This is a genomic window from Nonomuraea basaltis (assembly GCF_005893125.1).
GTDB lineage: Bacteria > Actinomycetota > Actinomycetes > Streptosporangiales > Streptosporangiaceae > Nonomuraea > Nonomuraea basaltis.
In genome coordinates, this window is sequence record NZ_VCJS01000034.1 from 15781 (window position 1) to 37584 (window position 21804).

Genomic DNA, 21804 nt, shown 5'->3' on the forward strand with positions numbered 1-21804 from the left:
CGTCAGTCGTCACCCCGCATGCGACGGTCGAGGTCGCGCAGGAAGTCGGGATCGTCGTCGGGACCCTTCGGCACACCAGGGCCGGGGGGAACCGGCCATGCCTGCCGCGGCGCCCGCGGGCGGCCGCGCGCCATCCAGACCAGGCCACCGACCAAGGGGATGAGCACGACGACCAGGACCCAAAGGGCCTTTGGTACGTTCCTAACCTCGTCTTCGGGGGTGGTGACCACGTCGAACAGTGAAAAGAGCCAGAAGGCCAGCAGCGCCAGGCCGATCAGAACACCTGCCATGCCCGAACTGTAAGCCATCTGCGACGTGATCGTGCTTCCTGTTGTCCCATTTCGGGTGACTAAGGGAAGATCCGCGTCGTACGGTAGAACCCGATGCGGCGGAGCCCACGGGGCACCATGGGCGTTGAGAGGTGCGATGGCCTTTTCTCATGACAAGGGCCGACATCGTCGCGGCCACTGGTGGCGGCGGGGGTCGTATCTCTTCTCGCGGGGCGCGGAGCGTTCGTTCTGGTCCAGCGTCCGCGAGAAGCACGAGGAGGCCCCGGACGGCGGCGCCGAGGGTAAGGGGCTCAACGGCGCGAAGCGGCGCCGCTGGCCGGGCGCTGAGCGGCGCGCCGAGCGGATGGAGCGGCTGCCCTGGCCGGGCGCCGACGAGGAACCCGAGCGCGGGGCCTGGCCGTGGGGTGGCGAGCGGAGGCGGCCCCGTGGCGACGACCGGGGGTGGCCGGGTGGCGACGGGCCGGGATGGCCCGATGACCGGGAGCGGGTGCCGTCCGGCTCTCCTGAGACGAGCTGGGACGGCTTCACGGTGCGAGAGCGCCGCGAGCGGCTGCCCGCCGCCGTGGTGGAGCGTCCCCGCTACACCTGGTACGACTTCGAGCTCACCGACCAGCCCCCGCGGGCGCAGCCGAACCGGCCCGACGTGCCGTCCATGGGCGACGGCCTGCGCCACTGCGGGAAGCTGGAGACGATCCTGCACCGCCAGTGGGACGCCAGGCAGGGCCCGCCGCCGCACGACGTCGTACGCGCCGTCGAGAGCCTGGCCCGGCTGCCCGACCGGCTGAAGGAGAAGCTCGCGGCCGGCCTCGAGGGCATCTACGTCGGCCCCGGAGGCGTCCCGGAACTCGACGACATGGGCTACTTACGCGGCGCCCCGCTGCCGTCCGGCCGCGCCACGTGGGACATCTGCGCCGGCGCGTACGGAGACCGCAAGATCGTCGTGGGCGACCGCCCCTCGCCCACCCCCGACGTGATGATGCACGAGGTCGGCCATGCCATCGACGACATCGACTCGGCGTACGGCGACTGGGTATCCGACTCGCCAGAGTTCATGCACCTCTACGACCAGGCCCGGCCTATCCTGGCCTCGACCTTCCACCGTCAGGGCGGCGGGCTCGGCCGCAAGGAGTTCTTCGCCGACGCCTTCGCCGCCATCGCGGCCCGCCAGCGTCCAGCGCTCGTCGACATGCTCGGGGGTGACACGCGGATGGCGCTCAACGTCATGCTGTTCTTCAACCGGCGCTACGGAATCTAGGTGATCGGCCATGTACGTCATCCGGCTCGCGGACGGGACCTTGCGCGTACCGCAGAGCCTGACCAGCGAAGACGGGCGTCTGATCGGCAACGCGTACGTGGAAGTGCAGCCCGGCGAGCCCGGTTACGAGCAGTGGCTGGCCGAGTCGCTGACGGAGGAAGAGGCGGCGCTGCGCCGCCGGCGCTGGGAAGAGGAGAACGACGACCTGGAGCGCGAGTTCCTGGCCTTCAAGGCCGAGCAGGAGGAAGGCGCCTGATCAAGGGGGCGGAGCAGGAGGAAGGCGCCTGATCGAGCGCGTTCGGGAAGAACGCTCCTGGTGGGGAGATCGGACAGGCGCCAGCCACGGTCGGCGGTTGGCGCCGCCCCGTGCTTGCCGTTCGGAAGTGTGGCCGGGAAGCACGCGAACAGTGGGTTCCGCCGGCGGTGACCCTGCCAAGATCGCAGGATCACCGTCTGCGCGGAACGTCAGACGCGCGGGGACTCACCTGCCGGCCGGTCGGCCGTAAGAACGTCCTCGCCTCGGAGAAGGGCGTGCACTTCCGACTCGCGGAAGCGCCGGTGCCCTCCGGGGGTGCGGATACTGCTGATGCGGCCTGCCGCAGCCCAGCGCGTAACCGTCTTTGGGTCTACCCGGAAGAGGGCGGCAACCTCTCCAGGGGTCAGCAGACGCTCGCTGCTACTCTCCACCAATCTCTCCCCCTCGCATCCCGCTTCCTGCCAGCGGGCGGACAGGTAACCAGTGTGTCGAGCGAAGCCTGATTTATCCGTGGTTTTCTACAAAGATCACGGGTTGTTATCAGCTGACTGCCCGATTGTTATATGATAGAGCCTCTTTGGGGCTCTCGTGGGTGTTTCTTTACGAAACTCCCTAACTGGGAACAGTATCAGTGCTCGCGTCCGATGCGAAGAGCGAGCCCTCCGCAGGTCCGAGTAACCTCGAACCCGTGCGTCCTGTTCTCGTTTACACCGCGTCGCGGATCGGCCTGTTTCTCGTGACCCTCGGTGTGCTCTACCTGCTTGGCCTGCAAAGCCCGCTGCCGTTGATCGTGGCTTCATTCGTGATCAGCGGACTGGCCAGCTACGTGCTGCTGTCCAAGCAGCGCGACGCCATGAGCGCACGTATCAGCGACAAGGTCGACCGGCCGAAGCCGCAAGACGACTAGGGCAGAGGGAACATGCCAATCCGGGCATGGTACTCCCGTCCGAGTCTCGTTGTGTCGCTACCGACAAGTAGTCCACCGGGATGCGCTGAAAACACCTTCACGCCGATGCCGCGCTCCCGCGTGGGATTCCAGCTGAGAGCCTTTCCGGTACGCGGATGAATGGCCGCGATGCCCGGCCGTGACACCGCTCCCGGCCCGGCCGAGTCGCGGCCCCGCGGATTGTCCAGCCAGCGCTGATGCCCGCCGACGTAGATCGCCGCCTCCGTCACCGCGACCGCGTAGAGCGAGTCGCCTCCTGTGGCGTTGACCCAGGTGGGTCTGATGTCGGAGCCTCTGGCGTACGTCTCGAATCTGGCGGCCGTGTCGCACATTCCGCCTCTGGCGCCGCCCGTGGTGACAACCGCGAAATAGCGACCGTCAGGTGAGAAGTCAAGGCCGCGAACGTACGAGGGAAACGCGGAGGCGCATTTGCGCGCGTACGCTTCGGTCCGCCACGGCGCGACGCGGGCCACGGGGCCGCTGATGTCGATCAGCCCGAGCTGAGGTCTGGAATGGCCGTCGAGCGTGGTGAACGTGCCGTCCACCGCGAGCCGCCCGCGCGCCACGGCCAGCGAATAGATCTTGACCCCGGACGTCAACGGCGCTCCCGGCGTGATGCCGAAGCCCGGGTCGGCGACGCCCGTGGCCGCGTCGAGTCTGGCCAGTGCCTCGCGCGGGCCGATGAAGTCGCCGCCGACGTAGAGCTTGCCACCCTGCCTGGCCAGCGCGGTCACCGTGCCGCCCCTGATGCGCGGCGCGAAGCCGGGCACCAGTGCGCCGTCGGAGAGCCGGAGCCGGGCCAGCGCCCGGGAGGACGTGTTGTTGACGCCGTGGAACTCGCCGCCGACATAGACGGTGCCGCGTTCGCCGGCGGCCAGCCCGTGGACGGGACCGGACACGACCGGCGCGAAGCCGGGCAGGATCCGGCCGGTCGGCAGATCGTAGGCGAACAGGTTGTCGCGGGCGTGGACGACGGTGCGGGCGGCGTCGGTCACCTCGCTGAACGAGCCACCGACGACGACGGTGCGGCCGACGACGGCGATGGCGTTGACGATGCCGTCGAGGACGTGGGGGGTGCTGTCGATCGGGTCGGCCGACACGACGTGGGCGTGCGCGACGGGGGCCGAGGCGATGATCGCCGCAAGGGCGACACGGGCAAGCATTCCCCAACAACTAGCAGACGTTGGGTAGCGCCGTGACTACTTTCCGTTGATTGTCCTGATAGCCAATAAGCTTTCAGGCATGACGCGTGCTCAGTTGGACAAGCAGCCGGACGAGGTCGCCGCGATGTTCGATCGCACCGCCCGGCGCTACGACCTGGTCAACGATGTGATCTCCCTCGGGCAGGTCAGGCTCTGGCGCAAGGCGGTGGCCGCCGCCGTGGACGCGGGACCAGGGGAGATCGTTCTTGACCTGGGGGCCGGCACCGGCACGTCCACTGACGCCTTCACCAGGTTCGGCGCCCGCGCGATCGCCTCCGACTTCTCGCTCGGCATGCTGCGCACCGGCGTGCGGCGGCACGGCGGCAACGCGCTGAACGGGCAGGGGGTGCCGTTCATCGCGGGGGACGCGTTGCGGCTGCCGTTCGCCGACGACGCCTTCGACGCGGTGACGATCTCGGTGGCGCTGCGCAATGTCCACGACACGTCGCAGGCGCTGCGCGAGATGCTGCGGGTGACGAGGCCGGGCGGGCGGCTGGTGATCCTGGAGTTCTCGCACGTGACCTTCGGGCCGTTCGATCTGGTCTACCGCGAATACCTGATGCGGCTGCTGCCGAAGATGGCCAGGCTCTTCGGGTCCAACGACGACTCGTACGAATACCTGGCCGAGTCGATCAGGGACTGGCCCGACCAGCCGACGCTGGCCCGGATCATCCAGGACGCCGGCTGGGAACGGGTGGCCTGGCGCAACCTCACGATGGGGATCGTCGCCATGCACAGGGGGTTCAAGCCCGCCTGAGCTCGATAGGCGGCCCGGATACGATTTCCGCCGGGCGGAGGCGGCTGCGCGAGGACGCGGGCCTGATGGTGTGCAGGTGCCGGGATGCGCTCGACGAGAAAGCATCACGGGACTGCATCGCCTCGCTCGCGGGCCCCTGGGCGCCGGGAGCCCGCTGCTAGCGTGACGATCATGCCTGCGAGGCCCCTGGCGACACGCCGTCCCCTTGGATCACAGAACAGCACCCCGACTGCCACTATGTACAGGAAAAGCAGTAGACTGCGGGCCGACAAGTTTGTGAAGGGGTTCACAAAGGAACGAAGGCGCCACACCCCAAGGCCTTCGCGTGTGTAGGACAGGACAGGTCCAGTGACCGTGCCACCAGCCACCGTGCAAGCGCAGGAGCTCGCCGCGAGAGAGCGACGTCGGAGCCGACGAGTGGCGAAGCGGGCGCGATCATGAGCACAGTTGACGCCGACGTCATCGTCGTCGGCGCCGGTCCCGCCGGGTCCGCAGCCGCTTTCTACCTCGCACAGGCCGGGCTAGACGTGCTGCTCCTGGAGAAGACCAGGTTCCCCCGCGAGAAGGTCTGCGGCGACGGCCTGACCCCGCGGGCGGTCAAGCAGCTGCAGAACATGCGCGTCGACATCGACGCCCCCGGCTGGGTCAGGAACAAGGGCCTGCGCGTCGTCGGCGGCGGCCTCAGGTTCGAGCTCGACTGGCCGCAGCTCGAGCGGTTCCCCGATTTCGGGCTCGTCCGCACCCGCCAGGACTTCGACCAGATCGTCGCGGCCAACGCGGTCAAGAACGGCGTGCGCCTCATGGAGGGCGTCACCGTCACCGGGCCCGTGCTCGACGACCGCAGCGGCCACATCGTCGGGGTGACGACCAAGGACGGCGCCGAATACCGCAGCCGGGTGGTCGTGGCCGCCGACGGCAACAGCACCCGCCTGGCCCTGGGCATGGGCCTGCACAAGCGGGAGGACCGGCCGATGGGCGTGGCCGTGCGGACCTACTTCGAGAGCCCGCGCCACGACGACGACTACCTGGAGACGTGGCTGGAGCTGTGGGACGGCGACACGCTGCTGCCCGGCTACGGCTGGGTGTTCGGCGTCGGCGACGGCACCTCCAACGTGGGACTCGGGCTGCTCAACACCAGCGCCCAGTTCAAGAACATCGACTACCGCGACCTGCTGAGGCGCTGGTGCAGGTCGATGCCGGCCGAGTGGGGCTTCACCGAGGAGAACATGACGGCCCCGATCCGCGGCGCCGCGCTCCCGATGGCCTTCAACCGGCAGCCGCACTATACGCGCGGCCTGGTGCTCGTGGGCGACTCGGGCGGGTCGATCAACCCGTTCAACGGCGAGGGCATCGCCTACGCCATGGAGACCGGCGAGATCGCCGCGGAAGTCATCGCGAAGGCCCTCAAGGGCGCCACTCCCGCGCAGCGCGAGCGGACCCTGCGGACCTATCCCCAAACACTGAAGGACGCCTACGGCGGATATTTCACGCTCGGGAGGTTGTTCGTTCAGGCAATTGGGAAGCCGGGTGTGATGACCTTCGGGACCAGGCACGGGCTTCCTCACCCGAGGTTGATGCGCTTTGCGCTCAAACTCCTTGGTAATCTCACCGACCGGCGAGGCGATGCGTCGGACAGGATCATCAACGCACTCTCAAAGGTCGCCCCACCAGCATGAATCTCAGACTCACCAGGCACACTCACAGATCAGGCTGCGCGCCCGCGCGCGCGGCGACTCCAGAGGAGGCGTAGCGATGGACCTTTACGTGCCCATCCTGGTGCTCGCCGTTCTCGCGGGGGGCTTCGCGATCTTCTCGGTCGCCATCGCTCCCTTCACCGGCCCCAAACGCTGGAACCGCGCAAAGCTTGACGCCTACGAATGCGGCATCGAGCCGACGCCCCAGCCCGTCGGTGGTGGACGGTTCCCGCTCAAATACATGGTCACCGCGATGCTCTTCATCGTGTTCGACATCGAGATCATCTTCCTTTATCCGTGGGCGGTCTCGTTCGCGCCGCAGACGAACGACGCGGGTCAGGTGCTCGCCTCCGGCCTGGGGCTGTTCGCTCTGGTGGAGATGCTGCTGTTCATCGTCACCGTGCTCGTCGCCTACGCGTACGTGTGGCGCCGCAAGGGTCTGGACTGGGACTGAAAAAATGGGACTTGAAGAAAAACTCCCCAGCGGGTTCATCCTCAGCACGGTCGAAGCGGCCGCGGGGTGGGCACGCAAGAATTCCGTATGGCCGGCCACGTTCGGGCTCGCGTGTTGCGCCATTGAGCTGATGGCCACCGGCGGCCCCCACTACGACCTGGCGCGCTTCGGTATGGAGCGCGCTTCGGCGTCTCCTCGCCAGGCCGACCTGATGATCGTCGCTGGGCGCGTCTCGCAGAAGATGGCCCCCGTGCTGCGCCAGATCTACGACCAGATGGCCGAGCCCAAGTGGGTCATCGCCATGGGCGTGTGCGCCTCGAGCGGCGGCATGTTCAACAACTACGCGATCGTGCAGGGCGTCGACCATGTCGTGCCCGTCGACATCTACCTGCCGGGCTGCCCGCCGCGGCCCGAGATGCTCATCGACTCCATCGTGAAGCTACACGACAAGATCCAGAACATGAAGTTCGGCGCGCACCGCGCCAAGCAGATCGAGGAGCTCGAACTGCAGGCGCTGCGCACGCTTCCGCTGATCGACCAGGAGGCCGCGAAGTGACCTCGCCCGACCATCTCCCCGGGAGCCCGGAGAGCGGCGAGACCCCCGAGGTCCCGGTTCCCGCGATTCCCGAGTCGCCCGTCGCCAGGCGGGGCATGTTCGGTGCCCAGGACACCGGCGACACCTCCGGCTACGGCGGCCTCGTCGTACGCCGGGCGCCGCAGCTCTCGACGCCCCGTCCGTACGGAAGCTACTTCGACGAGATCGTCGACGGCCTGGGCCTCGACGACGCCATCGAGCGCGTGGTCGTGGACCGCGGCGAGCTGACCCTGCACGTCAAGCGGGAGCGCCTGGTCGAGGTGTGCCAGAAGCTGCGCGACGACGCGGCCCTGCGCTTCGAGCTGTCGCTCGGCGTGTCCGGGGTCCACTACCCGCACCTGGCGGGCGAGGAGCTGCGCGCCGTCTACCACCTGTGCTCGATCACCCACAACAGGCGCGTGCGCCTGGAGGTGAGCGCACCCGACGCCGACCCGCACATTCCATCCACGGTCAGCGTTTACCCTGGTCACGACTGGCACGAGCGGGAGACGTACGACTTCTTCGGAATCGTCTTCGACGGCCATCCCGCGCTGACCCGGATCATGATGCCGGACGACTGGGACGGCCATCCGCAGCGCAAGGACTATCCGCTCGGCGGCATCCCCGTCGAATACCGCGGGGCCACCATCCCCTCGCCGGACCAGAGGAGGTCCTACGCGTGAGCACTGCTTATGACGAGGCGACCGAGGGCAAGGTCTACTCGGTCGGCGGCGCGGACTGGGACGAGGTCGTCACCGGGGTCCGCGACTCCGAAGAGGAGCGCCTGGTCGTCAACATGGGCCCGCAGCACCCGTCCACGCACGGCGTGCTCCGCCTGGTCCTGACCCTCGACGGCGAGTCGGTGACCGAGGCGCGCGGCGTCATCGGCTACCTGCACACCGGCATCGAGAAGAACATGGAATACCGGACGTGGACCCAGGGGACCACGTTCGTGACCCGCATGGACTACCTCGCGCCGATCTTCAACGAGACCGCCTACTGCCTGGGCGTGGAGAAGCTGCTCGGCGTCACCGACCGCATCCCCGAGCGGGCACAGGCCATCCGCGTGATGATGATGGAGCTCAACCGCATCGCCTCGCACCTGGTGGCCATGGGCACGTTCGGCATGGAGCTGGGCGCGACCACGCCGTTCCTGTTCGGCTACCGCGACCGCGAGCTGGTCATGGACCTGTTCGAGTACATCACCGGCCTGCGCATGAACCACGCCTACGTCCGCCCCGGCGGCGTGAGCGTGGACCTGCCCGCGGGCACGGTCGACAAGGTCGGCGAGTTCCTCAAGGAGATGACCAAGCGGATCAAGGACATCCGCAAGCTCCTCGACGCCAACCCGGTCTACGTGCGCCGCACCCGCGACGTGGCCTACCTCGACCTCACCGGCTGCATGGCGCTCGGCGTCACCGGCCCCATCCTGCGCGCCGCCGGGCTGCCGTGGGACCTGCGCAAGTCGCAGCCCTACTGCGGCTACGAGACCTACGAGTTCGACGTCCCCACCGAGCGCGGCTGCGACGTCTACTCGCGTTACCTCGTGCGCATGAACGAGATGGAGGAGTCCCTCAAGATCGTCGAGCAGGCTCTGGACCGCATCGCCGGTCCGCTCAAGGGCGACCCGGTGATGATCGAGGACAAGAAGATCGGCTGGCCCGCGCAGCTCGCGCTCGGCCCCGACGGGTTCGGCAACTCGCCCGACCACATCGCGCACATCATGGGCACCTCGATGGAGGCCCTCATCCACCACTTCAAGCTGGTGACCGAGGGCTTCAGGGTGCCGGCCGGGCAGGCGTACGCCGCCATCGAGTCGCCCAGGGGCGAGCTCGGCGCGCACGTGGTCAGCGACGGCGGCACCCGGCCCTACCGCGTGCACTTCCGCGAGCCGTCCTTCTGCAACCTGCAGAGCTTCCCCGCGATGGCGGAGGGCGGCCAGATCGCCGACGTGATCGCCGCGGTGGCATCTATCGACCCCGTCATGGGAGGTGTGGACAGGTGAGCGAGCTTTGCGAGCGAACAATTAAACACAGCACGCAAGTCATGAGGGCGCCGGAGGCGCACTCATGACTTACTCACCGGAAGTCCGTGAGCGTCTTGAACGAGACGCCAAGGAGATCATCGGCCGCTACCCCAAAGCGCGGTCCGCTCTGCTGCCGCTGCTCCACCTCGTGCAGTCCGAAGACGGGTACGTCACCGACGACGGGCAGGAGTTCTGCGCCGAGATGCTCGGCCTCAGCAAGGCCGAGGTCGTCGGCGTGTCGACCTTCTACACCATGTACAAGCGCAAGCCGGTCGGCGATTACCACGTCGGCGTGTGCATCAACGCGCTGTGCGCGGTCATGGGCGGCGACGAGATCTGGGAGGAGCTGACGGAGCACGCCGGCGTCGGTCACGACGAGGCGACCCCGGACGGCAAGGTCTCGCTGGAGCGCCTGGAGTGCAACGCGGCCTGCGACTTCGCGCCGGTCATGATGGTCAACTGGGAGTTCTTCGACAACCAGACGCCCGAGTCGGCCAAGCAACTCGTCGACGACCTGCGTGACGGCAAGGACGTGCGGCCCACGCGCGGACCGAAGAAGCTGTGCACCTTCAAGGAGGCCTCGCGCGTGCTCGCGGGCCTGCCCGACGACCTGGCGGGCGAGGGCCCACCGGCCGCCGGCCCCTCGCTCGAGGGCCTGAAGGTCGCCAAGGCCAAAGGATGGAAGGCCCCAGAGGCATGACTACCACTCTGACCCCGGTCCTGACCGCGAACTGGGACCAGGCCAACTCCTTCACCCTCGACGCCTACGGCGAGTACAAGGCGGCCAAGAAGGCGCTGGGCATGGAGCCCGACGCCGTCATCCAGGCCGTCAAGGACTCGGGCCTGCGCGGCCGCGGCGGCGCCGGCTTCCCGACCGGCATGAAGTGGGGCTTCATCCCCCAGGGCGACGGCAAGCCGCATTACCTCGTCGTCAACGCCGACGAGTCGGAGCCGGGCACCTGCAAGGACATCCCGCTCATGATGGCCAACCCGCACGCGCTGGTCGAGGGCATCATCATCACGTCCTACGCGATCCGGGCCAACCACGCCTTCATCTACGTGCGCGGCGAGGTCCTGCACGTGATCCGGCGGCTGCACGCGGCCGTGCGGGAGGCGTACGAAAAGGGCTTTCTCGGCAGTGACATCTTCGGCTCCGGTTACGACCTGGAGCTGGTGGTGCACAGCGGCGCGGGCGCGTACATCTGCGGCGAGGAGACGGCGCTGCTCGACTCGCTGGAAGGCTTCAGAGGTCAACCGCGGCTCAAGCCCCCGTTCCCGGCCGTGGCGGGCCTCTACGCCTCGCCTACTGTCGTGAACAACGTCGAGTCGATCGCCAGTGTTCCCTCGATCATCGCCAACGGGGCCGACTGGTTCGCCGGGATGGGCACCGAGAAGTCCAAGGGCTTCGGCATCTTCTCGCTCAGCGGCCACGTCACCCGGCCGGGCCAGTACGAAGCGCCGCTCGGCATCACCCTGAACGAGCTGCTCGACATGGCCGGCGGCATCCGTGAGGGGCACCAGATCAAGTTCTGGACCCCGGGCGGCTCCTCCACGCCGATCTTCACCGACGAGCACCTCGACGTGCCGCTCGACTTCGAGGCGGTCGGCGCGAAGGGCTCCATGCTCGGCACCCGCGCGCTGCAGATCTTCGACGAGACCACCTGCGTGGTCCGCACGGTGCTGCGCTGGACGGAGTTCTACGCCCACGAGTCGTGCGGCAAGTGCACGCCGTGCCGCGAGGGCACCTACTGGCTCAAGCAGGTGCTCAAGCGCCTGGAGAAGGGCCAGGGCACCGAGGACGACCTGACCACGATCACCGACATCGCGGACAACATCCTCGGCCGCTCGTTCTGCGCCCTCGGCGACGGCGCGACCAGCCCGATCCACTCCTCGGTGAAGTACTTCCGCGAGGAGTACCTCAAGCACTTCGAGATCGGCGGCTGCCCGTTCGACCCGAAGAAGTCCACTCTCTGGGGTGAGCAGTGACCGTCGTAGAGACAGAAACGAACCTGGTGACCCTGACCATCGACGGGTTCCAGGTCAGTGTCCCCAAGGGCACTCTGATCATCAGGGCCGCCGAGCTGCTGGGCATCCAGATCCCCAGGTTCTGCGACCACCCGCTGCTGGACCCGGCGGCCAACTGCCGCCAGTGCCTGGTCGACATCCCCGACGCGGGCAACGGCCGCGGCTTCCCCAAGCCGCAGCCGTCGTGCGCGATCGATGTCGCCGAAGGCATGGTCGTGCAGACCCAGCTCACGTCGCCGGTCGCCGAGAAGGCGCAGCGGGCGGCGATGGAGTTCCTGCTGATGAACCACCCGCTGGACTGCCCGGTCTGCGACAAGGGCGGCGAGTGCCCCCTGCAGAACCAGGCCATGTCCAACGGCCAGGGCGAGTCCAGGTTCCAGGAGCAGAAGCGGACCTTCCCCAAGCCGCTGCCGCTGTCCACGCAGGTGCTGCTCGACCGCGAGCGCTGCGTGCAGTGCGCGCGCTGCATCCGCTTCTCCGACCAGATCGCCGGCGACCCGCTCATCGAGTTCTTCGAGCGCGGGGCCAAGGAGCAGGTGCGCACGGCCGACGGCCAGCCGTTCAACTCCTACTTCTCCGGCAACACGGTGCAGATCTGCCCGGTCGGCGCGCTGACCGGCGCCGCCTACCGGTTCCGGGCCCGCCCCTTCGACCTGGTGTCCACGCCGAGCGCGTGCGAGCACTGCGCCTCCGGCTGCGCCCAGCGCACCGACCACCGGCGCGGCCGGGTCACCCGCCGCCTGGCGGGCAACGACCCCCAGGTCAACGAGGAGTGGAACTGCGACAAGGGCCGCTGGGCGTTCAGCTACGCCACGCAGCCCGACCGGCTCAAGACGCCGCTGGTCCGCAACGAGGAGGGCGTGCTGGTGCCCGCCTCGTGGCCGGAGGCGCTCATGGTCGCCGCCGAAGGGCTGGCCAAGGCTCGCGGCAAGAGCGGCGTGCTGGTCGGCGGCCGGGCCACGGTCGAGGACGCCTACGCGTACGCCAAGTTCGCCAGGCTCGCACTCGGGACCAACGACATCGACTTCCGCGCCAGGCCGCACTCCGCCGAGGAGGCGCAGTTCCTGGCCCACTCGGTGGCCGGCAAGGGCATCGAGATCAGCTACGCCGACCTCGAGAACGCCCCGCACGTGCTGCTCGTCGGGTTCGAGCCTGAGGAAGAGTCGCCGATCGTCTTCCTGCGCCTGCGCAAGGCGTGGATGAAGAAGAGGCTCAAGGTCTCCTCGATCGCCCCGTTCGCCTCTCCTGGCCTGGCCAAGATGGGCGGCACGCTCATCCGCACCGCGCCGGGCGCCGAGGCCGACGCGATCGGCGAGCTGGTCGGCACGCTGGCCGAGGGCACGGTCGTGCTGGCCGGCGAGCGGCTGGCCACCGTGCCGGGCGCGCTGTCCGCGCTCGTACGCCTCGCCGCCGCCTCCGACGCCAAGCTGGCCTGGATCCCGCGCAGGGCGGGCGAGCGCGGCGCGGTCGAGGCCGGGGCGCTGCCCAACCTGCTGCCGATCGGCCGCCCGGTGGACGACGAGACCGCCAGGGCCGAGGTCGCCAGGGCGTGGAACGTGGCCTCGCTGCCCGGCACGCCGGGCCGCGACACCGCGGGCATCCTGCGGGCCGCCCGCGACGGCGGCCTGGACGCGCTGGTCGTGGCCGGCGTCGACCCGTACGACCTGCCCGACCCGGCGGCGGCGCTCGACGCGCTCGAGAACACGCCGTTCATCGTCAGCCTGGAGATCCGCGCCAGCGCCGTCACCGACCGCGCCGACGTGGTCCTGCCGGTCGCAGCCGTCCAGGAGAAGGGCGGCACGTTCGTCAACTGGGAGGGCCGCGGACGCTCGTTCGAGGCGCCGCTCAAGGTGCCGGGGCTGCAGAGCGACCTGGCCGTGATCGGCAGCCTCGCCGACCGGATGGACGTGCACCTGGGCCTGCCGGACGCCAAGGCCGCCCGGCGCGAGTTGTCCGGCCTGGGCGCCTGGCGCGGCAGCCGCGTCACCGCCCCGCACACCGCCACCCGCGCCCAGGTCGCCCCGGCGGCCGGCGAGGCCCTGCTGGCGACCTGGCACCTGCTGCTCGACGAGGGCAGGTTGCAGGACGGCGAGCCGTACCTCGCGGGCACCGCCCGCCCCGCCGAAGCGCTCGTCTCCGAGGGCACGGCGGCCGAGCTCGGCGTCGCCGACGGCGACAAGCTGGTCGTGGGCGGCCCAGGAGCCGACACCGTCACGCTGCCCGTGCGCGTCGCCGACCTGCCGGACCGGGTGGTCTGGGTGCCGGCGAACTCCGGCGGCTGCTCGGTCACGCGTGACCTGCGCGCGGTGGCCGGCGACATCGTCACCATCGGGAGCGCCTCATGATTCACGTTCTCGCGGCCGATCCCACCCTGGCCAACTTCGGCAAGGACCCGCTGTGGATCACCATCATCAAGGCCGTGATGCTCTTCGTCTTCCTGATGCTGGGCGTGCTGTTCGGCGTCTGGTTTGAGCGCAAGCTCATCTCCAGGATGCAGAACCGGTACGGCCCGAACCGGGCCGGCAAGTTCGGCCTGCTGCAGTCCGTGGCCGACGGCCTGAAGATGGGGCTGAAGGAGGATCTCTTCCCGCGGACCGTGGACAAGGTGCTCTACCTGATGGCGCCGGTCATCATGGTGGTGCCGGCGTTCCTGGCCTTCTCGATCGTGCCGTTCGGGCCGATGGTCAACCTGTTCGGCCACGAGACGCCGCTGCAGCTGGTCGACCTGCCGGTGGCGGTGCTGTTCGTGCTGGCCATGGGCGCGGTTTCGGTCTACGGCGTGGTGCTGGCCGGGTGGTCGTCGCGTTCGCCGTACGCGCTGCTCGGCGGTCTGCGGTCGGCGGCCCAGGTGGTGTCGTACGAGATCGCCATGGGCCTGTCGTTCGTGGCGGTCTTCATCTTCGCCGGGACGCTGTCCACGTCGGAGATCGTCGGGGCGCAGGCGGAGACCTGGTTCGTGGTGCTGCTGGCCCCGTCGTTCGTGATCTACGCGATCTGCATGTTCGGCGAGGCCGCCCGCATCCCGTTCGACCTGCCCGAGGGCGAGGGTGAGTTGGTCGGCGGCTTCCAGACCGAATACTCCTCGTCGCTGAAGTTCGCCCTGATCATGATGGGCGAATATCTGCACACCTTCACCGCCTCCGGCATCGCCGTCACGCTGTTCTTCGGCGGCTGGCGGGCGCCGCTCCCGATGTCGTGGGAGTGGGCTCACACGGGCTGGGTGCCGGTGCTGTGGTTCTTCATCAAGTTCGTGCTGACCTTCTGCTTCATCATTTGGGTGCGCGCCTCGCTGCCCCGCGTGCGCTACGACCAGCTCATGTCCCTGGGCTGGAAGGTGCTGATCCCGGTCAACCTGGGGTGGATCCTGCTGGTCGCCGCCGTGCGCAACGTGGTGATCAACGAGGGCAACCGGATGCTCGGGGTCGCGCTCGGCGTGGTCATCGTGGTCGGCGCGCTGGCCGTCTGGATGCGGTTCGACACCGTCAACCAGCGGCGCAAGGAAGCCAGGAAGGCCCAGGTCGAAGCCGAGTTCGAGGAACTGTCCAACGAGCCGGAGGCGGGTGGCTTCCCGGTGCCGCCGCTCGATCTGCCGCACTACCACGGGGTGCAGCACAAGGAGATTCCCAGTGGGACTAACTGATTGGCTGAACCCCGTCAAGGGCTTCGGGGTCACCTTCCACACGATGTTCAAGAAGCCCGTCACGACGAACTACCCGGAGGAGAAGAGGCCGACGGCCCCTCGCTTCCACGGGCGTCACCAGCTCAACCGCTGGCCGGACGGGCTGGAGAAGTGCGTAGGGTGCGAGCTGTGCGCCTGGGCGTGTCCGGCCGACGCGATCTACGTGGAGGGCGCGGACAACACCGAAGAGGAGCGCTTCTCTCCGGGCGAGCGTTACGGGCGCACTTACCAGATCAACTATCTGCGGTGCATCCTGTGCGGCCTGTGCATCGAGGCCTGCCCGACCCGCGCGCTCACCATGACCAACGAGTACGAGCTCGCCGACAGCAGCCGCGAGAGCCTCATCTTCACCAAGGAGATGCTGCTCGCGCCGCTGACCCAGGGCATGGAGCAGCCGCCACACCCCATGCGGCTCGGTGAGACCGAAGAGGACTACTACCGGTTGGGGCGGACCAATGGGTGAGACCATCACGTTCTGGGTGCTCGCCGTCGTGTCCGTCGGCGCCGCGCTCGGCATGGTCTTCAACAGGAAGGCCGTGTACTCCGCGCTGATGCTCGGCACGGTGATGCTCTGCCTCGCGGTCCTGTACGCCGTGCAGGACGCGCCCTTCCTGGCCGCGGTGCAGATCATCGTCTACACCGGCGCGATCATGATGCTGTTCCTGTTCGTGCTCATGCTGGTGGGCGTCGACTCGTCGGACTCCTTCGTCGAGACGCTGAGGGGCCAGCGCGTCTGGGCCGTGCTGGCCGGTCTCGCGTTCGCCGCGCTGATCGTCCTGGCCGTCGGCAACGTGGTCTTCGCCCCCGAGGCCGGGCTGGCGCAGGCCACGGCATCGGGCGGCTACATCCGCTCGATCGCGCTGCTGCTGTTCACCAAGTACGTGTTCGCGTTCGAGATCACCTCGGCGCTGCTGATCACCGCGGCGCTGGCCGCCATGGTGCTGGCGCACCGTGAGCGGCTCACGGACAAGCCCACGCAGAAGGACCTGTCCCGCGCCAGGTTCCTCAGCGGCCGGCCGTCGCCACTGCCGGGCCCCGGCACGTACGCCAGGAACAACGCCATCGACATGCCGGCGCTGCTGCCGGACGGGTCGGTCGCGGAGTCCTCGGTCAACCGCTACATCGCGCGCTACGACGTCGAGCACGACCACCTGCCCGAGGATCCCAAGCTCGCCGAGGCCATCAGGCACACGGCCGAGGAGGACGCCGAGGAGCGGGACATCGAGCCGCAGGCCGAAGAGGCGAGCGACGTCGAGCAGACCACCAACGAGGTGACCAAATGACGACGCACTACCTCGTCCTGTCCGGCCTGCTGTTCGCCATCGGCGCGATGGGCGTGCTGATCAGGCGCAACGCGATCGTGGTGTTCATGTGCGTGGAGCTCATGCTCAACGCCTGCAACCTCGCGTTCGTCACCTTCTCCAGGCAGGTCGGCAACCTGGAAGGCCAGATCATCGCGTTCTTCGTGATGGTGGTGGCCGCGGCCGAGGTCGTGGTAGGCCTGGCCATCATCGTGACGATCTTCCGAACCCGCAGGTCAGCGTCGGTCGACGACGCCAACCTGCTGAAGTACTAAGAGGTGACTGGTGGAGTCTGAAATCGCTCAGATCACCCAGCACACCGGCGGCGTGATCGGTATCGCCTGGCTGATGATCGCCTTCCCGTTGCTGGGAGCGTTCATCCTGCTGGTGTTCAACCGGTTCACGAACCGCTGGGGCCATCTGCTGGGCGTGGCCATGTCCCTCGCCTCGTTCGTCGTGGCGGTGCTGGCGTTCTTCGAGCTCATAGGGTTGGGGGAGGCGGAGCGTCGCAGGGCAGTGCACCTGTACGAGTTCATCCCCAACATGAAGATCGACATGGGGCTGCTGATCGACCCGCTGTCGATCAGCTTCGCGCTGCTGATCACCGGTGTCGGGTCGCTGATCCACATCTACTCGATCGGCTACATGTCGCACGACGAGCACCGGCGCAGGTTCTTCGCCTACCTGAACCTGTTCGTGGCCGCGATGCTCCTGCTGGTGCTGGCCGACAACTACGTGGGCCTGTTCATCGGCTGGGAGGGCGTCGGCCTGGCCTCCTACCTGCTGATCGGGTTCTGGCAGTTCAAGCCGTCGGCGGCGGTCGCGGCCAAGAAGGCGTTCGTGGTCAACCGCGTCGGCGACTTCGGTCTGCTGGTCGGTATGTTCGTCATCTGGACCTCGTTCGGCTCGCTCGCCTTCAAGGACCTGGACCCGATCACCGCCAGTGGGGAGAACGGCACCACGCTGGCCATCGGCCTGCTGCTGCTCCTCGGCGCCTGCGGTAAGTCGGCGCAGCTGCCGCTGCAGTCCTGGCTCCTGGACGCCATGGAGGGCCCGACCCCCGTGTCGGCCCTGATCCACGCCGCGACCATGGTGACCGCCGGCGTCTATCTGGTGGTCCGCTCCGGGGCGTTCTTCTTCCCCGAGGGCTCGGGCGCCGCGCTCGCCGTGGCCATCGTCGGGGCGGCCACGCTGCTCGCCGGTGCGATCATCGGTTGTGCGAAGGACGACATCAAGAAGGGCCTGGCCGGTTCGACGATGTCGCAGATCGGCTACATGATGCTCGGTGCGGGCCTCGGCCCGGCGGGATACGCCTTCGCGATCGGCCACCTGATCACGCACGGCTTCTTCAAGGCCGACCTGTTCCTCGGTGCCGGCTCGGTCATGCACGGCATGAACGACGAAGTGGACATGAGGAAGTACGGCGGGCTGCGCAAGTTCATGCCGCTGACCTTCGTCACGTTCTTCATCGGCTACCTGGCGATCATCGGTTTCCCGCTGCTGTCCGGCTACTTCACCAAGGACGGCATCATCGAGACCGCGGTGCACCACCAGCCCGTCCTGGGCTGGCTGGCCGTGCTCGGCGCCGGCATCACCGGCTTCTACATGTCGCGGATGGTCTTCATGACCTTCTTCGGCCAGAAGCGCTGGGCCGACAACGCGCACCCGCACGAGTCCCCGCTCGTCATGACCGTGCCGCTGATGATCCTGTCGGTCGGCGCGATCTTCCTCGGTGGCTACCTCGTCCTGGGCGGCACGCTCTACCGCTTCCTGCGGCCCGCCGTGGGCGGCGAGGTGGAGGCTCCGACCTTCGTGTTCACCAGCACTCCTGGTCTGGCCACCCTGGCGCTCGTCGCCGTGGGCGCGGCCTTCGCCTGGATGAAGTACGGCCGCGCCGAGGTGCCGGCCGTGCAGCCGCGCGGCTCGTTCGTCACCACGTTCGCCCGCCGCGACCTGTACGGCGACGCGCTCAACGAGTCGCTCTTCATGCGCCCCGGCCAGTGGCTGACCCGCATCGCGGTGTTCTTCGACAACCGCGGCGTCGACGGGCTCGTCAACGGCCTGGCCGCGGGGATCGGCGGCAGCTCCGGGCGCCTCCGGCGGATCCAGACGGGCTTCGCCAGAACGTACGCGTTGTCCATCCTGATCGGTGCCGCCCTGCTGACCGGCGCCCTGCTCCTCGTTGGGACCATCTGATGTCACCCTGGCTTCCGATACTCATGGCGGTGCCCGTGGTGGGCGCCATCGTGGTGGCCCTGCTTCCCAAGGGCAGCGACAAGCTGGCCAAGCAGGTCACGCTCGCGGTCTCGCTGCTGGTGCTGGTGCTCACGGGCGTCATGGCCGCCGGGTTCAACCCGACGGGCGAGCGCTTCCAGTTCAAGGCCGATCCCGACTGGATCCCGAGCTTCGGCGTGAAGTTCGGGGTCGGCGTCGACGGCGTGGCGCTCGTGCTGATCGCGCTGTCGGTGGTGCTGGTGCCGATCGTGGTGCTGGCCTCCTGGAACGACGCCGACGGGGTCAAGAGCGCCGACGGCACGCTGATCACGCCCAAGCGGTCGGTGAAGACGTACTTCTCGCTGCTGCTCGTGCTCGAGACGATGATGATCGGCGTCTTCGCGGCGACCGACATCTTCCTCTTCTACGTCTTCTTCGAAGCCATGCTGATCCCGATGTACTTCATGATCGGGTCGTACGGCGGCGCCCAGCGGTCCTACGCGGCCGTCAAGTTCCTGCTGTACTCGCTGTTCGGCGGCCTGCTCATGCTGGTCGCGGTCATCGGGCTGTACGTGGTCGCGAACAAGCAGACGTTCATGTTCCCCGAGCTGATCGGGGCCATCCAGGACCCGAACATGCAGAAGTGGCTGTTCGGCGGGTTCTTCATCGCCTTCGCGATCAAGGCGCCGCTGTGGCCGGTGCACACCTGGCTGCCCGACGCGGCCGCGCAGGCTCCGGCCGGGGCCGCGGTGCTGCTGGTGGGTGTGCTGGACAAGGTCGGCACGTTCGGCATGCTGCGCTTCTGCCTGGAGCTGTTCCCGGACGCGGCCAAGGCGTTCACGATGCCGATCGTCGTACTGGCGGTCATCAGCATCATCTACGGCGCCATCGTGGCCATCGGGCAGACCGACATGAAGCGGCTCATCGCGTACACGTCGATCTCGCACTTCGGCTTCATCGTGCTCGGCGTGTTCGCCATGTCGGAGGTCGCGCAGTCCGGCGCGGCGCTCTACATGGTCAACCACGGCTTCGCCACCGGCGCGCTGTTCCTGGCCGCGGGGTTCCTCATCGCCAGGCGCGGCTCGCCGTTCATCGGGGACTACGGGGGCGTGCAGAAGGTCGCGCCGGTGCTGGCGGGCTTCTTCCTGGTCGCCGGTCTGGCCGGGCTCTCGCTGCCCGGGCTGTCGTCGTTCGTGAGCGAGTTCATGGTCATGATCGGGACGTACCAGAGCCCCGCGCACGGCGTAGGAGCCTTGACGGTGCCCGCGGTGATCGCCGCGGTGGCCGTGGTCCTCGCCGCCGTCTACATCCTGTGGATGGTGCAGCGGGCCATGAACGGGCCGACCGCCGAGCCGGTCAAGGCGTTCAAGGACCTGAACGCCCGCGAGGTCTGGGTGCTGGCTCCGCTGGTCGCCCTGATCATCGGGTTCGGCTTCTTCCCCAAGCCGCTGCTCGACGTGATCAACCCGTCCGTGAAAGAGACGGTGGCCAACGTAGATGTGCCGACCTCCACCATCGCTGAGAAGGGGACAGGTCAGTGAACCCCGTCATTGAAGCGCCGACGATCGAGTACGGCACGCTGGCGCCGCTGCTGGTGGTGTTCGGCGCGGCCATCATCGGCGTGCTCGTCGAGGCGTTCGCGCCGCGCTACCTGCGCAAGCCGATCCACGTACCGCTCACCCTGCTGAGCCTGTTCGGCGCGTTCGCGCTGGTCCTGCTGCAGGTGCTGCGCGGCCAGGTGCCCACCACGCCCTCCGCCATGGGCGCGATCGCGGTGGACGGGCCCTCGCTGTTCCTCTGGGGCGTCATCCTCGTCCTGTCGTTCGTCTGCGTGCTGCTGATCAACGATGAGGGCCACTTCGTCGCCTCCGCCGCGGCCGTGCCGGGCAGCGCCGACGAGGAGGAGGCCGAGAGCGTGAGCGGCGGCGCCGGGCACACCGAGGTGTACCCGCTGGTGCTGTTCGCGGTCGGCGGCATGCTGCTGTTCCCGGCCTCGCACGACCTGCTGATGATGTTCGTCGCCCTCGAGGTCATGTCGCTGCCGCTCTACCTGCTGTGCGGCCTGGCCCGCCGGCGCCGCCTGCTGTCGCAGGAGGCGTCCATGAAGTACTTCCTGCTGGGCGCGTTCTCCTCGGCGTTCTTCCTGTACGGCACCGCGATGGTCTACGGGTACGCGGGCACCGTCTCGCTCCCCGGCATCAACCAGGCCATGTCTGCGGGCTCCGGGCTCGACCCGCTGCTGATGATCGGGTTCTCGATGCTCGGCGTGGGCCTGCTGTTCAAGATCGGCGCGGCGCCGTTCCAGGCCTGGAAGCCGGACGTCTACCAGGGCGCTCCGACGCCCATCACCGCGCTCATGGCCTCGGGCACGCTCGTCGCGGCAATCGGTGCGGTGCTGCGGGTGTTCTGGGTGGGGCTCGGCAACCTCGACTGGAACTGGCGGCCGATCATCTGGGGCGTGGCCGCGCTGACCATGATCGTCGGTTCGGTCCTGGCGATCACGCAGACCGAGATCAAGCGGATGCTCGCCTACTCGTCCATCGCGCACGCGGGCTTCCTGCTCGTCGGCGTGATGGCCACGTTCGGCTCCGCCCCGCAGAACGCCGACTCACTGAAGGCGATCCTGTTTTACCTGGCGGTCTACAGCGTCACCACGGTCGGCGCGTTCGCGGTGGTCACGCTGATCCGCGACCCGGGCGGCGAGGCGGGGCACCTGTCGCGCTGGGCCGGGCTCGGCAAGCGTGCCCCGGTGCTGGCCGGCGTGTTCGCCTTCTTCCTGCTGGCCTTCGCCGGCATCCCGCTGACGAGCGGCTTCTTCGGCAAGTACGCGATTTTCGTGGCCGCGGTCAGCAGCGGCACGCAGCCCGGCGACTCGATGGGCGGCTGGATGGCCGGCCTGGTCGTCGTGGGCGTGGTGGCCTCCGCGATCGCGGCGTTCTTCTACGTACGCGTGATCGTGCTGATGTTCTTCAGCGAGCCCGCGGCCGACGGCCCGGCGATCGCGGTGCCCAGTATGGGGACCGTGGCCGTCATCGCAGTTTCGCTGCTGGTTACCGTAGGGGTGGGGCTCTATCCGGACTCCATGCTCGGTGTTGCCAGAGACGCTGCCAGCGGCCTGTTCATTAGATAAG

Annotated in this window: 21 protein-coding genes and 1 pseudogene; 19 read left to right on the forward strand and 3 right to left on the reverse strand. The window is 68.3% G+C overall.

Features of this window, described 5'->3' with window-relative positions:
• Nucleotides 1-2: 2 nt before the first annotated feature.
• Nucleotides 3-290: a PLDc N-terminal domain-containing protein gene (locus EJK15_RS18250; RefSeq protein WP_138711648.1), complete on the reverse strand. Its 288-nt coding sequence runs from the start codon at nt 288-290 to the stop codon at nt 3-5.
• A gap of 136 nt (nt 291-426) precedes the next feature.
• On the opposite strand from EJK15_RS18250, the gene EJK15_RS18255 reads away from it, so the two are divergent.
• Together EJK15_RS18255 and EJK15_RS18260 are read left to right on the forward strand one after the other, a co-directional pair.
• On the forward strand, nt 427-1545 hold the full coding sequence (locus EJK15_RS18255) for a hypothetical protein (protein ID WP_138711649.1): 1119 nt from the start codon (nt 427-429) through the stop codon (nt 1543-1545).
• 10 nt (nt 1546-1555) lie between these two features.
• Complete coding sequence (locus tag EJK15_RS18260; RefSeq protein WP_138711650.1) at nt 1556-1801, forward strand: hypothetical protein; 246 nt, start codon at nt 1556-1558, stop codon at nt 1799-1801.
• A gap of 209 nt (nt 1802-2010) precedes the next feature.
• Here EJK15_RS18260 and EJK15_RS18265 read toward each other — a convergent pair whose 3' ends face one another.
• Entirely contained in the window at nt 2011-2232 is a 222-nt protein-coding gene (locus EJK15_RS18265) for a BldC family transcriptional regulator (RefSeq protein WP_026214226.1), read from the reverse strand.
• 257 nt (nt 2233-2489) lie between these two features.
• Here EJK15_RS18265 and EJK15_RS18270 point away from each other — a divergent pair, with 257 nt between their 5' ends.
• The gene (locus EJK15_RS18270) at nt 2490-2708 is read left to right on the forward strand and encodes a DUF4229 domain-containing protein (protein WP_138711651.1); all 219 of its coding nucleotides are present in this window, start codon (nt 2490-2492) and stop codon (nt 2706-2708) included.
• Here EJK15_RS18270 and EJK15_RS18275 read toward each other — a convergent pair.
• Nucleotides 2705-3910, reverse strand: a complete 1206-nt coding sequence (locus EJK15_RS18275; protein WP_138711652.1) for a hypothetical protein — start codon at nt 3908-3910, stop codon at nt 2705-2707. The two genes, EJK15_RS18270 and EJK15_RS18275, sit on opposite strands and share 4 nt — an antisense overlap.
• A 79-nt stretch (nt 3911-3989) precedes the next feature.
• Between EJK15_RS18275 and EJK15_RS18280 the strand changes: the two genes are divergently transcribed.
• The 16 genes and pseudogenes from EJK15_RS18280 to nuoN all read left to right on the forward strand — a co-directional run bounded on the left by EJK15_RS18280 (nt 3990) and on the right by nuoN (nt 21803).
• The gene (locus tag EJK15_RS18280; protein ID WP_138711653.1) at nt 3990-4706 is read left to right on the forward strand and encodes a demethylmenaquinone methyltransferase; all 717 of its coding nucleotides are present in this window, start codon (nt 3990-3992) and stop codon (nt 4704-4706) included.
• Between the two features lie 437 nt (nt 4707-5143).
• Nucleotides 5144-6382, forward strand: coding sequence for a geranylgeranyl reductase family protein (locus tag EJK15_RS18285; RefSeq protein ID WP_138711654.1), 1239 nt, complete (start codon nt 5144-5146; stop codon nt 6380-6382).
• Between the two features lie 76 nt (nt 6383-6458).
• Entirely contained in the window at nt 6459-6854 is a 396-nt protein-coding gene (locus tag EJK15_RS18290) for an NADH-quinone oxidoreductase subunit A (protein ID WP_138711655.1), read from the forward strand.
• Between the two features lie 4 nt (nt 6855-6858).
• Nucleotides 6859-7410 (forward strand): NuoB/complex I 20 kDa subunit family protein, encoded by a 552-nt coding sequence (locus EJK15_RS18295; RefSeq protein ID WP_138711656.1) that lies wholly within the window; start codon nt 6859-6861, stop codon nt 7408-7410.
• Nucleotides 7407-8111 (forward strand): NADH-quinone oxidoreductase subunit C, encoded by a 705-nt coding sequence (locus tag EJK15_RS18300; protein ID WP_138711657.1) that lies wholly within the window; start codon nt 7407-7409, stop codon nt 8109-8111. The genes EJK15_RS18295 and EJK15_RS18300 overlap by 4 nt, the downstream gene beginning before the upstream one ends.
• Nucleotides 8108-9433 (forward strand): NADH-quinone oxidoreductase subunit D, encoded by a 1326-nt coding sequence (locus EJK15_RS18305; protein ID WP_138711658.1) that lies wholly within the window; start codon nt 8108-8110, stop codon nt 9431-9433. Before EJK15_RS18300 ends, EJK15_RS18305 begins: the two co-directional genes overlap by 4 nt.
• 31 nt (nt 9434-9464) lie before the next feature.
• Nucleotides 9465-10154 (forward strand): annotated as a pseudogene (gene nuoE, locus EJK15_RS18310) (NADH-quinone oxidoreductase subunit NuoE); the annotation flags it as partial.
• Nucleotides 10151-11440, forward strand: coding sequence for an NADH-quinone oxidoreductase subunit NuoF (gene nuoF / locus EJK15_RS18315; protein WP_138711660.1), 1290 nt, complete (start codon nt 10151-10153; stop codon nt 11438-11440). The pseudogene nuoE and the gene nuoF, both read left to right, overlap by 4 nt.
• A complete protein-coding gene (locus tag EJK15_RS18320) occupies nt 11437-13824 on the forward strand; it encodes an NADH-quinone oxidoreductase subunit G (protein ID WP_138711661.1) in 2388 nt (795 codons plus the stop codon). Before nuoF ends, EJK15_RS18320 begins: the two co-directional genes overlap by 4 nt.
• Complete coding sequence (nuoH, locus tag EJK15_RS18325) at nt 13821-15119, forward strand: NADH-quinone oxidoreductase subunit NuoH (protein WP_138711662.1); 1299 nt, start codon at nt 13821-13823, stop codon at nt 15117-15119. Before EJK15_RS18320 ends, nuoH begins: the two co-directional genes overlap by 4 nt.
• A complete protein-coding gene (gene nuoI / locus EJK15_RS18330) occupies nt 15106-15621 on the forward strand; it encodes an NADH-quinone oxidoreductase subunit NuoI (RefSeq protein WP_138711663.1) in 516 nt (171 codons plus the stop codon). Before nuoH ends, nuoI begins: the two co-directional genes overlap by 14 nt.
• On the forward strand, nt 15614-16441 hold the full coding sequence (locus tag EJK15_RS18335) for an NADH-quinone oxidoreductase subunit J (RefSeq protein WP_138711664.1): 828 nt from the start codon (nt 15614-15616) through the stop codon (nt 16439-16441). Before nuoI ends, EJK15_RS18335 begins: the two co-directional genes overlap by 8 nt.
• Nucleotides 16438-16734 carry an NADH-quinone oxidoreductase subunit NuoK gene (gene nuoK, locus EJK15_RS18340; protein ID WP_020542667.1) on the forward strand — a complete coding sequence of 99 codons (297 nt, stop codon included), beginning with the start codon at nt 16438-16440 and terminating at the stop codon, nt 16732-16734. The genes EJK15_RS18335 and nuoK overlap by 4 nt, the downstream gene beginning before the upstream one ends.
• A gap of 73 nt (nt 16735-16807) precedes the next feature.
• Nucleotides 16808-18655 (forward strand): NADH-quinone oxidoreductase subunit L, encoded by a 1848-nt coding sequence (gene nuoL / locus EJK15_RS18345; RefSeq protein ID WP_240777047.1) that lies wholly within the window; start codon nt 16808-16810, stop codon nt 18653-18655.
• Entirely contained in the window at nt 18655-20214 is a 1560-nt protein-coding gene (locus tag EJK15_RS18350; RefSeq protein ID WP_171074392.1) for an NADH-quinone oxidoreductase subunit M, read from the forward strand. Before nuoL ends, EJK15_RS18350 begins: the two co-directional genes overlap by 1 nt.
• On the forward strand, nt 20211-21803 hold the full coding sequence (nuoN, locus tag EJK15_RS18355; protein ID WP_138711665.1) for an NADH-quinone oxidoreductase subunit NuoN: 1593 nt from the start codon (nt 20211-20213) through the stop codon (nt 21801-21803). Before EJK15_RS18350 ends, nuoN begins: the two co-directional genes overlap by 4 nt.
• The last annotated feature ends 1 nt before the right edge of the window (nt 21804 follow it).

Coding starts and splice junctions, on each gene's coding strand:
- EJK15_RS18280 (WP_138711653.1), top strand. CDS start 3,990: ATGACGCGTGCTCAGTTGGACAAGCAGCCGGACGAGGTCGCCGCGATG.
- EJK15_RS18350 (WP_171074392.1), top strand. CDS start 18,655: ATGTCACCCTGGCTTCCGATACTCATGGCGGTGCCCGTGGTGGGCGCC.
- EJK15_RS18250 (WP_138711648.1), bottom strand. CDS start 290: ATGGCAGGTGTTCTGATCGGCCTGGCGCTGCTGGCCTTCTGGCTCTTT.
- EJK15_RS18335 (WP_138711664.1), top strand. CDS start 15,614: ATGGGTGAGACCATCACGTTCTGGGTGCTCGCCGTCGTGTCCGTCGGC.
- EJK15_RS18285 (WP_138711654.1), top strand. CDS start 5,144: ATGAGCACAGTTGACGCCGACGTCATCGTCGTCGGCGCCGGTCCCGCC.
- EJK15_RS18275 (WP_138711652.1), bottom strand. CDS start 3,910: ATGCTTGCCCGTGTCGCCCTTGCGGCGATCATCGCCTCGGCCCCCGTC.
- nuoL (WP_240777047.1), top strand. CDS start 16,808: ATGATCGCCTTCCCGTTGCTGGGAGCGTTCATCCTGCTGGTGTTCAAC.
- nuoF (WP_138711660.1), top strand. CDS start 10,151: ATGACTACCACTCTGACCCCGGTCCTGACCGCGAACTGGGACCAGGCC.
- nuoH (WP_138711662.1), top strand. CDS start 13,821: ATGATTCACGTTCTCGCGGCCGATCCCACCCTGGCCAACTTCGGCAAG.
- EJK15_RS18290 (WP_138711655.1), top strand. CDS start 6,459: ATGGACCTTTACGTGCCCATCCTGGTGCTCGCCGTTCTCGCGGGGGGC.
- EJK15_RS18255 (WP_138711649.1), top strand. CDS start 427: ATGGCCTTTTCTCATGACAAGGGCCGACATCGTCGCGGCCACTGGTGG.
- EJK15_RS18260 (WP_138711650.1), top strand. CDS start 1,556: ATGTACGTCATCCGGCTCGCGGACGGGACCTTGCGCGTACCGCAGAGC.
- nuoK (WP_020542667.1), top strand. CDS start 16,438: ATGACGACGCACTACCTCGTCCTGTCCGGCCTGCTGTTCGCCATCGGC.
- EJK15_RS18295 (WP_138711656.1), top strand. CDS start 6,859: ATGGGACTTGAAGAAAAACTCCCCAGCGGGTTCATCCTCAGCACGGTC.